Source organism: Myxococcus virescens, assembly GCF_900101905.1.
Lineage (GTDB): Bacteria > Myxococcota > Myxococcia > Myxococcales > Myxococcaceae > Myxococcus > Myxococcus virescens.
The window spans coordinates 37,241-51,631 of the sequence record NZ_FNAJ01000003.1 but is presented as its reverse complement, the minus strand read 5'-3'; the positions used below and the strand labels follow the sequence as shown (position 1 = coordinate 51,631).

General features: G+C 67.4%; 8 protein-coding genes. 3 read left to right on the top strand and 5 right to left on the bottom strand.

The window, feature by feature from the left end:
• Positions 1–107: 107 nt before the first annotated feature.
• On the bottom strand, positions 108–935 hold the full coding sequence (locus tag BLU09_RS10495) for a trypsin-like serine peptidase (protein WP_090488861.1): 828 nt from the start codon (positions 933–935) through the stop codon (positions 108–110).
• Positions 936–938: 3 nt separating this feature from the next.
• Complete coding sequence (gene prtB / locus BLU09_RS10490) at positions 939–1,736, bottom strand: M57 family metalloprotease PrtB (protein WP_090488859.1); 798 nt, start codon at positions 1,734–1,736, stop codon at positions 939–941.
• 433 nt (positions 1,737–2,169) lie between these two features.
• Between prtB and BLU09_RS10485 the strand changes: the two genes are divergently transcribed.
• Positions 2,170–3,342 carry a DUF6068 family protein gene (locus BLU09_RS10485; protein WP_244171610.1) on the top strand — a complete coding sequence of 391 codons (1,173 nt, stop codon included), beginning with the start codon at positions 2,170–2,172 and terminating at the stop codon, positions 3,340–3,342.
• 77 nt (positions 3,343–3,419) lie between these two features.
• Positions 3,420–4,541: a hypothetical protein gene (locus tag BLU09_RS10480; RefSeq protein ID WP_090488855.1), complete on the top strand. Its 1,122-nt coding sequence runs from the start codon at positions 3,420–3,422 to the stop codon at positions 4,539–4,541.
• An 81-nt stretch (positions 4,542–4,622) separates the two neighbouring features.
• Here the strand turns inward: BLU09_RS10480 and BLU09_RS10475 are convergent, their stop codons facing one another.
• Complete coding sequence (locus BLU09_RS10475) at positions 4,623–5,402, bottom strand: TetR/AcrR family transcriptional regulator (RefSeq protein ID WP_090488853.1); 780 nt, start codon at positions 5,400–5,402, stop codon at positions 4,623–4,625.
• Positions 5,403–5,568: 166 nt separating this feature from the next.
• On the opposite strand from BLU09_RS10475, the gene BLU09_RS10470 reads away from it, so the two are divergent.
• Positions 5,569–7,818, top strand: a complete 2,250-nt coding sequence (locus tag BLU09_RS10470) for an ATP-binding cassette domain-containing protein (RefSeq protein WP_090488851.1) — start codon at positions 5,569–5,571, stop codon at positions 7,816–7,818.
• A 59-nt stretch (positions 7,819–7,877) separates the two neighbouring features.
• On the opposite strand, the gene BLU09_RS10465 is transcribed toward BLU09_RS10470, so the two are convergent.
• Together BLU09_RS10465 and BLU09_RS10460 are read right to left on the bottom strand one after the other, a co-directional pair.
• A complete protein-coding gene (locus BLU09_RS10465) occupies positions 7,878–9,353 on the bottom strand; it encodes an MAC/perforin domain-containing protein (RefSeq protein ID WP_244171609.1) in 1,476 nt (491 codons plus the stop codon).
• Positions 9,354–9,690: 337 nt separating this feature from the next.
• Entirely contained in the window at positions 9,691–14,367 is a 4,677-nt protein-coding gene (locus tag BLU09_RS10460) for a MupA/Atu3671 family FMN-dependent luciferase-like monooxygenase (protein ID WP_090488849.1), read from the bottom strand.
• Positions 14,368–14,391 lie beyond the last annotated feature (24 nt).

The following is a 14,391-nucleotide window of genomic DNA, read 5'->3' as shown; positions in this document are numbered from 1 at the left end:
TTGATTTGTGTTCAAACAGCAGGAGCCTTTTGCTCGTCTGCCCGACGGCCAACGCACCGTTCGGTGAAGATGACCCTCACCCTTCCGGCGCAGCCGCGGCCCGGCACTCAGGGTGCGAGCCGCGCGGATGGGGCGTCCGCCCCCTTCGTGCGCGTCACCGTGGACGGCACGGCGATGTCTTCGATTTGCAGATACGCGGAGGCTTCGACGATGACCTCCGCGGGCGCGCCCCGATTGGAGCCCCGGCCGTTGACCTCACAGTCTCCGTCGGTGTGGACGCCCAGCAGGTGCCCTTGCTGGTTGAGTACGCCCGCGCCGGAGCTGCCGACCAGCGTGTCCAGGTCCCCGTAGAAGAAGAGGTTGTTGCACGCGTCCAGATACCGGCCCTCGGCAATGACCTTGGGGCGTCCGCGGGGGTGCTGGATGATGGCCAGTTTCTCGGTGGCCTGGGCCGTCAGCCGGATGGGCCTGACGTCCGGGAGGACGTCGAGCTGGATGAGCGCGTAGTCCGGCTCCATCGACTGCTCGATGACGGTGCCCTCCGTAATCAAAGGGTCGCCGTCCGCGTCGTCCTCGAAGTTGAAGACGATGAGCGGGATGTCCCCGAGGTTGACACAGTGGCCCGCGGTGAGCACCACGGGGCCCGCGCTTGCTTGAATCAGCGTTCCGGTGCAGCGCCCGTCAATGAGCACGACGGCGTCTTCCCGGTCCTGGATGACGTCCGAGAACTCGCCGACGTAGCTGTTGATGGGAGTGAAGTCGAGCGTCGGACCGCACTGCGCGAAAGCACGAACCTCCGGACTGGCGGGTGGCTCACAGACCGCAGGCTCGGTGGGCTCGGACCGTCCTCCGCAGGCGGTGAGGCCCAGGAAGACGGTCCCAGCGAGGAGCGAACCCCACAGCGTCACGTGGATGTCTGTGGGGCGTCGCGCCATGACTCAGTACAGGTACTGGAGCGCCGTGACGTCGGAGCTCTTGAAGTTACCCGTCTCGGACGAGCCGAAGCAGGAGTTCATGAGCGAGCCGCCGCGGGTGGCCGTGGTCGGCGTGCCCGGGATGTGGATGGCGCCAACGCCCGCGCTGCCCTCGTTGGTGGCCGCGCCACCGCAGCTGATGCTGCGGTTGTAGTAGTCAGAGTGACGCAGGCCCACGGCGTGGCCCAGCTCGTGGGTCACGACGTGCTCGACCACGGCCACGCCGTAGGTGGCGGTGCCGGTGCCGATGTTGATGATGCCGTAGGGACGGCCGCCGGAGGGGAAGCCCGCCGAGCCGCCAGCGCCGGACATGGTGCGCGCGGAGATGGTCGCGCTGCAGCCGGAGCCGCCGCGCTGCATGGTGAACGACAGGCCCAGCGCGTTGTAGTTGGCGATCGCCCGGTCAAGGGCGGACATCAGCGTGGAGTTGGCGGCGTACGCGGAGTTCGGGACGATGCAGATGCGGGTGATGGAGGAGGAGACGAGGTTCGTCGTGCGGTACTGCTCCTGCGTCTTCAGGTCCGTCTGGAGCATCTCGCGGGACGCCTCGAGCGTCACGTGCGAGTCGCGACCCACGTACACCTGGCCGTCGGAGACCAGGATGTCGTCCGCCGGGAAGCCGGCCTCGACCAGGTTGGAGATGATCTCTTCATGCTCGTGCTGCGAATCGGCCTGCACGTCAGTGCCGCAGCCCGTCAGCATCATGCTACCGGTCACCGCGAGGACTGCAGCTCCCTTGAACATCTTCTGGAACATGGGCATCGGAGATTCCTCGTCCGTTTTGACTGCGGGGGGACGCGCCGTCCGCCTGGTATCCACCAGCCGCGGCGAGGCGCGTCCCGGCCCATGAGCAAATGGTAGGCCAATGAGTCCCGTAGAGCGAGAAACCAGAAATAGTTGACTAGCGTGGAGTGCCTGCGCTCCAGGCCCGTGTCACGGGCGCGTAAATAGAGTTGACGCCAGTCGCCACAAGCCCGCGTGATTGCTTCGGATTCCCTGGAGACGGCCAGGCGTTTCAAAACCACACAGTGATGTCTGTTTATCGGTCACTCACCCCATGGGGCAAAGACACCCCAGGCATCATCTGTCGCAAGTGAAAACAAACTACAGTCCTGTAATGAGGTGAGAAAGGACACTCCCCTCTGACGAGAGGTGTACGTGAATACACTGTCGGTGTATTCAGTCGCATATGCAAATGCGCCACGTCACCTGTCCTGTCGCCGCGCTGCTGGGCGCGGCCCTGTCGTTCCTTCCTGGCTGTGGGAGCACGATGTCGAGCAATCCCTCGCTCATTGACTCTCAGAGCCAGACCTCCGCTTCTCAGCAGGCCGCGGAGGCCTGGAAGCGTGCCCGCGTGGGCGACCGCGTCACCTATGCCTTCTCCGCGACCCAGGGCCCCACCCCCGGTGCGGCTGACGCCGCGCGCACGCTCGACGGCCAGTTGACGCTGGAGGTCGTGTCCGTCCAGCAGCCCTGGGTCTATGTGCGGGTGGCCTTCACGGACGCGGCGGGCAATCCGTTGACGCAGACGCGGCTGGCGCAGGACCTGGTGGTTCCCGTGCGCTCAGACATGACGCGCTCGCTGGACGTGCCGCGTCCAGGGCAGGTGACGGCGGAGCGTCCTTCCTTCTCCGGGCGCAACTGGGAGGCCACTCGCTATGTCAGCGATCAACGGCCCGTGGACGGTCCGCTGCGCACGCGCGTGTATGCCAATGATTCGGCATTGCTCTACCTGACGCGTGGCCTGCTGGAGGCCAGCACGGAGTCAGCCGGGTTCCGGACGCCGGGCGGCGTCAAGCTGTCGCTGCGTGAGTTCCAGGAGGGTTCCTCCGAGGCCAGCGCCCCCGCGCCCGCGCTGGAGCGGCCCCTGGGGCCCGGCGCGTACTACGACAGGAAGGTGGACATGGCGCCCACGCACGAGGTGCTGCGCGTGTGTTTCACCGCGGAGCGCGGCTACATCCTGCGCGCGGAGGGTCCGTTGGGCACTGGGAGCGAGCCGTGTGCCGACTTCTCCAAGGTGGAGCCTGAGTCCCTGGAGGAGGTGGTGATGGGCCTTCCTTGGGAGGCGCTGGTTTCGGGCGAGTGGCCTCCCTCCAAGGACGGCGCCCGTGGCACCTTCACCGTGGGAGACCGGAACGTGCCCGCCATCACGGACCAACGCACGGAGGACCTGGAGGGCACGCAGCACGTCTTCATGGACACCTACGCGGCGGAGCCCTGGGCGCCGGGGCTCGCGGGCCTGCCGTATGAAGCGCGCTTCCAGTCGCTCTCCAGCGGCTCCGAGCGCGTGGGCCCCGGTGGGCAGCGTGAGTCCGCGGGCGGCAGTCGGATCGTCCAGTGGGGCCCGTGGCTCGGCGGGCAGCCGTGACGGTTCGGTAGACTCCAGACAGACGCCCCGGGGCCGTTGCGCAGCGCGGAGCTACACTGGGGCGTACTGGAGGCTTCATGCACCTTGAGAGATTTCGTCGGCTGCCCGCGCTCGTGCTTCTCGGACTTTCCTTCGCCGGTGGGATGGGGTGCTCGGAGGACGACGGGGGCGTGGACACGCCCAACCCCCTGACGAATCCCAAGGATGGGCCTCCCGCCGGGAATCAGAACCCGGAGGCCACGTGCGCCATCCCGGCCGAGGCTGGCCTCGCGGACGTCTCCCGGCCCACCACGGTCGTCGGCACGGGCAGTCCGGAGAGCTGTACCAGTGACGCGTTCATCCAGGCCGTGGCGCGGGGCGGGGTCATCACCTTCGACTGTGGTCCCGAGCCCGTCACCATCACCCTGGAGCGGACGGCGAAGATCTTCAACGACACCGGGCCGGAGATCGTCATCGACGGCAAGGGGCTGGTGACGCTGAGCGGGGCGGGGCGGCATCGCATCCTGTACATGAACACCTGCGACCGGGAGCAGGTGTGGACGACGGCGCACTGCCAGGACCAGGACCACCCTCGACTGACGCTGCAGAACCTGACGTTCGTGGATGCCAGCTCCAAGACGGAGGCCGAGTTCGACGGCGGCGGCGCGGTCTGGGTGCGCGGCGGGCGCTTGAAGGTCATCAACTCCCGGTTCTTCAACAACGTCTGCGCGGATGTGGGGCCGGACGTGGGCGGCGCCGCGCTTCGTGCGTTCAGCCAGCACCGGAACCAGCCCGTGTACGTGGTGAACACGACCTTCGGTGGCAAGGCCGGTTATGGCGGTGCTTGCTCCAACGGCGGTGGCATCAGCAGCATCGGCGTGTCGTGGACCATCATCAACAGCCTGTTCTCCCACAACCGGGCAGTTGGCAATGGCGCCAATCCCGCGCGGCCGGGGACTCCGGGTGGGGGCAGTGGCGGGGCCATCTACAACGATGGGAACACGATGACGCTGTCACTGTGTGGCACTCGGATTGAGCACAACGAGGTCAATGCGCACGGCAGTGCCATCTTCTTCGTGAGCAATGACCACTCGGGTGATATCCGCATCGACCGCTCCGTGATTCGGAACAATACGGGCGGGTCGTGGTACCCGACGCATCCACAGATTTCGAATCACGATGACACGCCCATCGTCGTGACGAGCTCCACGATTGAGTGACGAATCGCTCGCCTGCCGCGCAACCACTCCGCGTCGCGTCTGAAAGGCTCACAACGCGCTTGACGCTCACCGCCTGGGGACTCAGCGCCGCTTCTTTCCCGGTGCCTTCCCGTCGATGAATACCGCCAGTCCATCGAGCACTCGCTCGAGACCGAAGGCAAACGCTCCCTTGGGGTCGTGTGCCCCGTAGGTCTCTCCCGCGGTCTTCCCGACGCGGGACAGGACGGGGTAGGGCGTGAAGTCGACGGTTTCGAGGAAGGGGGCGACGCGGTACCACCACTCCTCGTCCGTCATGCCGGTCAGGTCCTTGACCATCTTCTCCCGGGCCGCGTTGCGGACCGCGCCGTGGACGTAGTCGAGGACCAGGGTGATGATCCGGTCCATCTCGAGGTCCGAGAGCCCCAGGCCTTCAATGGCACTCAACGCGATGTCGGCGGAACGGAAGGTGTTCGGGCCCAGCACGGTGCGGTGGGTCGCGAGTGGAATCACCCACGGGTGGGTCAGGTAGAAGTCGCGATAGTCCGTCGCCACCCGCGTCAGGTTGGCGCGCCAGTGGGCGGGCTTGAAGGCGGGCCGGTCCTTCAGGATTTCGCCGGACACGACATCCATCATCAAGTCCAGCAGCTCGGCCTTGCCGGGGATGTGCGTGTAGAACGACATGGGGGAGATGCCCACCGCCTCCGCGACGCGACGCGTGCTGACCGCTTCGAGCCCCTCGGCATCCGCGATGGTGACGGCGGCTGACACCAGCTCCGCGACGCTGGCCTTTGCCTTCGGGCCGCGCTTTGGTGCCTCGGCCCGTCCCCATAGCAACTGCAGTGATTTCAACGGGTCGCCCCGGCCGGAAATCTCGTCGCTCATCCGTACCTCAGGATAACTATTTACAGCGTACGGGGTTGTTATGCTAAACCTCGTGCGCCGTACGAAGTTACGGCGCGGCTGAAAAGATGTCGAGCGATTTGCGGGAAGCCCGCTTGTGGACGCACCGCGTCCGCGGGCAGGGCGTCACTCCAAGGAGAAGCCAACCATGTACGGCTCCATCAAGATTCGCGGGGCACGCGAGAACAACCTGAAGAATGTCTCGCTCGACATCCCCAAGCGGAAGATCACGGTCTTCACGGGCGTCTCGGGTTCGGGCAAGTCGTCCCTGGTTTTCGGCACCATCGCGGCCGAGAGCCAGCGGCTCATCAACGAGACCTATCCGGCCTTCGTGCAGCAGTTCATGCCGCACTACGGCCAGCCGGACGCGGAGAGCCTGGAGAACATCTCCGCCGCCATCATCGTGGACCAGCAGCGGCTGGGCGGGAACTCACGCTCCACGGTCGCCACCGTCACCGACGCCGCGCAGATGCTCCGCGTGGTGTTCTCACGCCTCGCCGAGCCGCACCTGGGCAGCCCGGGCTTCTATTCCTACAACGACCCCCGGGGGCTTTGTTCGGAGTGCGAGGGCATCGGTCAGGTCGCGTCCATGGACATGGACGCCGTCATCGACACGTCCAAGTCCCTCAACGAGGGCGCCATCCTGCCCAGGGACTATGCGGTCGACAGTTGGTACTGGGCCATCTACGCACGCTCGGGCTACTTCGACGTCGACAAGAAGCTGTCCAAGTACACGAAGGAGGAGATGGAGAAGCTCCTCCACCTGGACGACGGCCGGAAGATCAAGCTCGACAAGATGAACCTCACCTACGAGGGCCTTGTCCCCAAGCTGCGCCGGACGCTGGGTTCCAAGGACCCTGAGACGGTCCAGCCGCACGTCCGCGCCGAATACGAGCGCATCTTCACCCGAGCCATCTGTCCCTCCTGCAAGGGTGGGCGCCTCAACCAGGCAGCGCTCGGCAGCCACATCCAGGGCAAGAACATCGCGGAGTGCTCCGCGATGCAGGTGTCGGACCTCGCCACGTTCGTCCGGAAGATTGCCGCTCCGTCCGTGGGGCCCATGCTGGAGGCCCTGGCCCACCGGCTCGACAACCTGGTGACCATTGGCCTGGGGTACCTCAGCCTGGATCGCGAGAGTTCGACGCTGTCGGGTGGAGAGAGCCAGCGGGTGAAGATGGTGCGCCACCTGGGCTCCAGCCTCACCGATGTGACGTACATCTTTGATGAGCCCAGCGTGGGGCTCCACCCGCACGACGTGGGCCGGCTCGCGGGCCTGATGCAGCAGCTGCGCGACAAGGGCAACACCGTGCTCATCGTGGAGCACAAGCCGGACATGATTGCCATTGCGGACCATGTGGTCGACATGGGGCCCAAGGCCGGCAACAAGGGTGGACAGGTCGTCTTCGAGGGCACCTACGAGGGGCTGCTGACCTCGGGCACGCTCACGGGCAACCACATGAAGAAGCACCAGCCGCTGAAGACGTCGCCTCGCAAGCCCACGGGGCAGCTTCAAATCAAGGGCGCCCGGCTCAACAACCTCCAGGACCTGTCTGTTTCGATTCCGCGGGGTGTGCTCACGGTGGTGACGGGCGTGGCGGGCTCGGGGAAGTCGTCGCTGATTCAGGGCTGCCTGCCCAAGGCGTACCCCGAGACCATCATCATCGACCAGAACCTGGCTCGGGGCTCGCGCCGCTCCAACACCGCCACGTACACCGGCATTCTCGACAACGTGCGCAAGGCCTTCGCCAAGGCGAACAAGGTGGATGCCGCGCTGTTCTCCGCCAACTCGAAGGGGGCCTGCCCGGACTGCAGTGGCCTGGGCGTCATCTACACGGACCTGGCGCACCTGGACCCGATGGTGACTGTCTGCGAGACATGCGAGGGCAAGCGGTTCACCGAGGAAGTGCTGGCGCACCGGCTGCGCGGCAAGTCCATCAGCGACGTCTACGAGATGGCCGTCAGTGATGCGGTGGCCTTCTTCACCGAACCGGCGATTGCCAAGATCCTCCAGGGGCTGGATGACGTCGGGCTCGGCTACCTCACGCTGGGGCAGCCGCTGTCAACGCTGTCGGGCGGTGAGCGCCAGCGGTTGAAGCTCGCCGCCGAGCTGGGCCGTTCCGGGAACATCTACGTGCTCGATGAGCCCACCACGGGCCTGCACATGAACGACGTGGACACGTTGATTGGCCTGTTCGACCGGTTGGTGGATGCCGGGTCGACGGTCATCGTCATCGAGCACAACCTCGACGTGGTGTCCCGCGCGGACTGGGTCATCGACCTGGGGCCCGGCGCCGGGCATGAGGGCGGACAGGTCGTCTTCGAAGGCCTTCCGGCTCAGCTCGCGACGCACCCGCGCTCGCTGACCGGGCAGCACATGGCCCGCCGAGGCAAGGCATGACGGCGGGCCCGCCGGAGCGGCGCGAGACACCTCGCACCGCTCCGGCCTATGCGTGCAGGTCAGGACTTCGCAGGCTCCAGCTTCCACGGGACGAGGTTGTAGTAGTCGTCCTTGGGGAAGAGCTTGCCGCTGTCCCCGTCGAACGAGAGCGTCTTGTCCGCGCGATCGTCGCCCTTCTCGGCCCGCCAGCGGTTGCGGATGTAGAACTCATCCTTCTTGCCCGGCACGGGGATGAACTTCCAGGGGACGAGGTCCGCCACGTTGTCCCGGTGGAAGAGCTTGAGCGTGTTGCCATCGAATGACAGGTGGTAGTCCAGCCGCTTTTCGCCCAGGTCCGCGCGCCAGCGGCTGCGGATGTAGTACTCGTCCGACTTGCCGGGCACGGGAATCAGCTTCCAGGGGACGAGGTCGTTCGTGTTGTCCTCCGGGTACAACTTCACGTTCTCCCCATCGAAGCTCAAGTGCTTGTTGACGCGCTTCTCGCCGGGGTCGGCCCTCCAGCGGCTTCGGAGGTAGAACTCCTTGTTCGCCATCGAGGAGACATCGGGGCGGGTGAAGCCCTCGGTCCGGATGTGCGTGTCGACGGCTTGCATCATCCAGGTCTTCTTCTTCTGGATGTCCGAGTCCTGGGGGAAGTATTCGGCCGTGAAGAGCTCGTACAGCGGCTTCAAATCAAGCTTGAGCGGCTTGGGGTCCTGCCGGATGCTCTTCACCCACTCATTGAAGTCCGTGCTGGGCGTGCCGCCCACCCACTGGATGCTGTCGATGGTCAGCCCGCTGGACTGCTTGAACGCGGAGCTGGAGGACGTGGAGGTGTTCGTTCCCGTATTGGCGGTGGCGCCCTGGTAGGTGGCCGACGCCGAGGTGGAGATGTCGACGCCCCGCTCCACGAACCTGGAGTACTCCTTGGAGGAGATGTGGACGCGCTGGTACATCCGTCCACCGAACGTGACCTCCCGGGCGTAGTGCGTGCCGAAGGTCTTGATGAACGCGGCGCAGGCGTTCTCCGACGTGAGCTTCGCCACCTCCTGGGTGAACCGGCTGCTCAGCGGCAGCTTCTTGGTGAAGTCGTGGTTGAGCTCAATCGAGCAATCCTCGAAGAAGCTCTGGACGAAGGTCTCGATGGTTTCATTCGAGCTGCTGGTCTTCTCGAACTGCCGATACGTGAGGCTGGCGCTGAATGACACCAGTCCCGGGATGTCCAGCCCCGCGCTGACGGTGTGCTCGAAGCTGTGCGAGAAGTCGAAGGAGGAGAACCACGTCTGCGTGCGAGAGGTGCGCTCGCCCCGGGATTCAGAGAGGTAACGCGTCCCTTCGGGGATGTAGAGACTCTTGTCCGGAGTGAGCTGCGTGCAGGACTCCGGGGGAATCTGGACGATGCTCTCGGTCGTGGCGCCTCCGCCGTCCCGGATGCGCTGGCTCAGGTCCAGCGGGTTGATTCGGATGACGTCGTAGCACCTGCCAAGAAAGTCGATGTTCTTGTAGGGGACGGTTCCCTCGAACTTGTTGAAGTCGATCTGCATTGCTTCGGCCATGCTCGGAACTCCCTGGGTGGGGTGGGGGTGGACATTCCAGGAGGTTGTGCCGGGCGCGACGGAAACACGGGCCGTTTGGCCGTTGGAACGGGGGCAGCCCCGTGGGCCGAGGTGAACGTCGGCGCGAATGTCTGGAAGCCCGCGCTGTTGAGCGGGGCCTGTCCTGGAGCGGAATGTGCGCTCGCCTCAAAGGGCGGTGCTGTCTCCAGGGCACTGCGGAACAGCGCGCGGTACACAGCAAGGCTTTGAAGCGCATGAGGCACTCCAGGAATCGTGGAAGCGGCCTGTTATTGATGACAGGCCATCCCTGGAGTGCGAGTCCTGCGGCAATGGACGTCTACCGGCGCCGGCGCTGCTGCATCGCCCGGCGAGCCGCGGCCCGGGCCTCACCGCGCGCCGCGACTTCCTTGAGCGCTTCTTCCTCGCCGCTGTCTCCCGACAGGAACCCGGAGAGGGCGCGGATGGTGGGGTAGCGGAACAGGTCCACCAGCGTGAGGGGCTTCTCCACCTGGGCCTTGAGCCTCTCCAGCACCTGCACCATCAGCAGCGAGTGGCCCCCCAGGTCGACGAACTTGTCCTCCACGCCGACCTTGTCGAGCTTGAGCACGTCCTGCCAGATGCCGGCAATCAGCGCCTCCGTCTCGCCTTCCGGGCGGACCAGCTCCCCGCGCGCCTGCGCCTGCTCCGGAGGTGGCAGGGCCTTGCGGTCCACCTTCTTGTTCGGCGTCTGGGGGAAGGTGTTCAGCGTCACGAAGGCCTGCGGCACCATGTACTCGGGCAGCCTGGTGCGCAGGAACTCGCGCAGCGCATCCGCCGCGGGCGGCTCGCCCGGCTTCGCGATGAGGTAGGCCACCAGCCGCTTGTCGCCCGGGATGTCCTCGCGGACGATGACCACCGTCTCCCGCACGGCGGGGTGTTCGCCCAGCCGGGATTCGATTTCGCCCAGCTCGATGCGGAAGCCGCGCACCTTCACCTGGTGGTCCAGCCGGCCGATGTACTCCACCAGACCGTCGTGCCTCCACCGCGCGGCATCGCCGGTGCGGTACATCCGCGCGCCCGGCTGGGAGGAGAACGGGTCCGGCACGAAGCGCTCGCGGTCCAGCTCCGGACGGTGGTGGTAGCCCCGCACCACGCCCTCGCCGCCGATGTACAGCTCACCCGCCGCGCCAATGGGCAGCGGACGCTGCTGCGCATCCAGGACGTAGAGTTGCGTGTTCGCGATGGGCGTACCGATAGGGACGCCTTCGCCCACGTTCTTCACCGGGTGCGTGGAGGACCAGATGGTCGTCTCGGTGGGGCCGTACATGTTGATGACGTCGCCGGACACCGTCTCGGAGAGCTGACGCGCCAGCGGGACGGGGAAGGCCTCGCCGCCCACCATCATCTTCTTCAGCCGCTTGAGGCCCTCGCGCGAGCGCTCCTCGGCCAAGAGCATGCTCGCCTGGGACGGCGTGCACTGGAGGTGCGTCACCGCGTGACGCTCCAGCAGCGCGGGGATGGAGCCGTCCAGCTCGGGCTCGGCGCCCGGCTGGCCCACGCCCGAGTTGGCGCGCTGGCGCACCTCGGCCAGCAGCGGCAGGTGCTTCATCACCAGCTCCGTGGGCACCCCGAAGTCCACGAGGCAGGCAATCTCGTCCACGTCCAGGCCCTTGAGCCGGTCCACGATCGCGACGCACGCATCCACGCTGCCGAACAGGCCGGAGGACTGGAAGTAGCGCTCGAAGGAGAAGTCGAGCAGCGCGTCCATCTCCTCGGCGGACAGGTGGTCGGTGCCGAAGTTGCCGTTGGCCAGCGTCGTCTGCGCCTTGAAGGCCGGGAAGCTCCAGGCCGCCTCCTTGATGAGGCCCACCGACGACCTGAGGTACGACTTCATCGGCTCGCGGACGACCTCCTTCACGGACGCCTCGGAGTCACCGACGAAGGTGTGCAGCATCAGTGACACGGTGCCCTTGCCGGGGTGGCCGGCCTTGGCCCACGTCTCCCGGTACAGGGCAATCTTCTGCGCCACCTCTTCCACCGACTGGCCCAGCAGGTGGGTGAGGACGTGGCAGCCCGCGCGCGCCGCTTCCTCGAAGGTCTCCGGGTTGCCCGCGGTGGTGACCCAGATGGGCAGCTCTTTCTGCACCGGGCGGGGCAGGGTGCGCAGCTTCACGGTGTGGCCCGTGCCGCTCTTCGTCTCCAGCGCCTCGCCACGCCACAGCCGGCGCACGTCTTCAATCTGCTGGAACATGATGCGCTTGCGGTCCGGGAAGGTCTCCGGACGCAGCGCGAAGTCGTTGGGCTGCCAGCCCGCGGCGAACGAAATGCCCACGCGGCCGTGGGAGATGTTGTCCACCACGGACCAGTCCTCGGCGATGCGCAGCGTGGGGTGCAGCGGCGACACGAGGCTGCCGGCGCGGAGCTGCACGTTGCGCGTCACCGCCGCCAGCGCGGCCGACGTCACAGCCGGGTTGGGGAAGAGTCCGCCGAACGCGTGGAAGTGCCGCTCCGGCGTCCACACGGCGCAGAAGCCGTTCGTGTCCGCGAAGCGCGCGCTCTCCATGAGCAGGTCATAGCGGCCCTCGGGGCGCTCGCCTTCATCACTGGAGAAGTAGAAGAGACTGAACTCCATGGCGCGCGAGGCGTACTTGCCGGCCTGCGCTGTGTCGTGCCGCTCCGCGTGCAGCACCACCGTGAAGCCGCGCGTGAGCGTCCAGAGCAGCTCCAGCACGGAGATGTCGAAGTTGAGGCTTGTCACCGCCAGCCAGGTGCCGCGCTCCGTGCCCAGGCGCTCGTCCATGCCAACGCCGAAGTTCACGACGTTGCGGTGCTCAATCATCACCCCCTTGGGCTTGCCCGTGCTGCCCGAGGTGTAGATGACGTAGGCCAGGCTGTCCGGCGTGGCCGGCGGCGTCTGGGCCTCCGGCGCGGCGGCGATGCGCTCCCTCTGCTGGTCCACCGCGAGCACGGCCTTCGCCGCGGACGGCACGCGCGACAGCAGCCGCTCCTGGGTGAGGACCAGGTGGCAGCCCGCGTCCTCCACCATGAAAGCGATGCGCTCGGCGGGATAGGCCGGGTCCAACGGCACGTAGCAGCCGCCCGCCTTGTGCGTGGCCAGCACGCCCACCATCATCTCCAGCGAGCGCTCCATGAAGATGCCCACGCGCACGTCGCGGCCCACGCCCGCGCCGCGCAGGTACCGCGCGAGCACCTCCGCGCGCGCGTCCAGCTCGCGGTAGGTCAGCGAGGCGCCCCGACAGATGAGCGCGGTGTCGTCCGGCGTGCGCCGCGCCTGCGCCTGGAAGAGCGAGGCCAGGGTGGCGTCACGGGGGAAGTCGCGGCGCGTGTCGTTCCAGCGCGCCAGGAGCTGGCGCTCCTCCGCGCCCAGCAGGTCATGCTCGCCCACGGCCTTGCCCGGCGCGTCCCGGAGCGAGGCGAGGAACGCGCCAAGCTGCCGCGCCACGTCGTCCACGCGGGCTTTGTCCACGCGCGTGGCGTCGAAGTGCAGGTGGGCGTGACGGCCTTGGGCGTCCACCTCGATGACGAGCGCCGCGCCGCCCACCGGGCCGCTTGCTTCACCCGGCGCGTTGATGCGCAGCGCGACGGGGTACGCCACCTCACCGGCGTGGCGCTGGAGGTTGGAGAGCTGCGCGGAGCGGCCCAGGACGTCCCGGGCGAGCACGCCCTTGTCGCGCAGCTGCGTCAGCGCCTTGCGGAAGGTGCCCGCGGCCAGCTCCGGCGCCTCCTTCATGGGCAGCTCGACGCGCAGCGGGAGCTGTGAGGCGAAGAAGCCCTCCGCGCCGGTGATGCGGGCGCGCGTGGAGGCGTCCGCGTAGCCCACGTCGAAGCGGGGCTCGGGGGACAGACGCGCCAGGAAGGCGGCAGCCGTGAAGAGCAGCCGCTCCTCGGGGGGCAGGTCGGTGGCCCATGCCGCGGGGACGTCCGTGGCCTCGAACTTCAGCGTGTGCGTGCCCACGTCCTTGGAGCTGCCGCCCAGGAAGGGGAGGTCGGGCGGGGAGAGCGTCTCCAGCCGGCGCAGGAAGAAGGACTCCGCCTTGCCGGCCTGGGCGCTCACCTCGGTCAGCCGGGCGCGCAGCTCCGGTGGGGCCGGGGGCAGGACGTCACCCCGGGCGAGCATCCGCGCGCCAAGCAGGTCGGCCCACGACAGCGGCGCGCCGCACTGGCCCTTGGGGCCCTTCAGCGTGAGGTCTCCGCCCAGGAGCGCGACAGTCAGCGCGTCCCCTTCGATGTCGAGCACGGTGCCCGGGGCCGCCTCGGAGGCGGGTTCGGCGCGCCGCGCCTCGGAGATGGCGACGGGCCCGTTGCCCAGCCACACCTTCGCGAAGGCGAGCGGGTTGGGGTAGCCGCCGTAGTCCAGCGCCGACACCAGCGCGTGCGCCACGTCCACGTCGCCGTGGAGGTCCAGCACGGCCGCGGCCTCCGGGCGCTGCGCGAGGCCGAAGTAGCTGCGCTGCGAGAAGTCCTGCGCCTTCGCCTCGGACGTGCCCGCGACCAGCTCCTCCGCGAGCTCCGCGAAGGTCTCCATGCCCAGCGTGTAGCAGCGGGCATTGAGGCTGAAGGCCGTCTCGCCGGGGGCGATGTCGAAGAGGCGCTGCTTCAGGATGCGGCCCTCGTCCGCGCCCGTCGTCATCTCGTGCCAGGTGACGCCGTGCCGGGGCTCCCGGTTCAGCAGCGCCCACGACGTGACGTTGAGGCCGGCGTAGCGGGGCAGCGGGCCGTCGTGGAAGTTGATGGCCATGCGCCGGGGCAGGCGGAGGATGTCCTCCTTCACCATGCTCAGGTTGACGATGCTGAAGAGCCAGTCGAAGGGCGCCTGGGACAGGAACGGCAGCACCTGCTCGCCGGGCGGCACGTGCGGCACGCCCTGCTCCTCCGCCCACTTCTGGAGCGCGGGCTCGCGCGTGACGAGCCCGAGAATCTGGACGCCGCGCTCGGTGAGGGCCTGCGCGCAGGGGACGACGAGGGTGCCCTCGCCGATGATGAAACAACGGGGCGACTCCGGAGCCGCGCTCATGCTGTGCCTCCTGTGGTGCTGCGA

What these genes read in the sequence shown, in the direction of transcription:
- BLU09_RS10485 (WP_244171610.1), top strand. Translation starts at nt 2,170, where the DNA reads ATGCGCCACGTCACCTGTCCTGTCGCCGCGCTGCTGGGCGCGGCCCTG.
- BLU09_RS10475 (WP_090488853.1), bottom strand. Translation starts at nt 5,402, where the DNA reads ATGAGCGACGAGATTTCCGGCCGGGGCGACCCGTTGAAATCACTGCAG.
- BLU09_RS10480 (WP_090488855.1), top strand. Translation starts at nt 3,420, where the DNA reads ATGCACCTTGAGAGATTTCGTCGGCTGCCCGCGCTCGTGCTTCTCGGA.
- BLU09_RS10495 (WP_090488861.1), bottom strand. Translation starts at nt 935, where the DNA reads ATGGCGCGACGCCCCACAGACATCCACGTGACGCTGTGGGGTTCGCTC.
- prtB (WP_090488859.1), bottom strand. Translation starts at nt 1,736, where the DNA reads ATGCCCATGTTCCAGAAGATGTTCAAGGGAGCTGCAGTCCTCGCGGTG.
- BLU09_RS10465 (WP_244171609.1), bottom strand. Translation starts at nt 9,353, where the DNA reads ATGGCCGAAGCAATGCAGATCGACTTCAACAAGTTCGAGGGAACCGTC.
- BLU09_RS10460 (WP_090488849.1), bottom strand. Translation starts at nt 14,367, where the DNA reads ATGAGCGCGGCTCCGGAGTCGCCCCGTTGTTTCATCATCGGCGAGGGC.
- BLU09_RS10470 (WP_090488851.1), top strand. Translation starts at nt 5,569, where the DNA reads ATGTACGGCTCCATCAAGATTCGCGGGGCACGCGAGAACAACCTGAAG.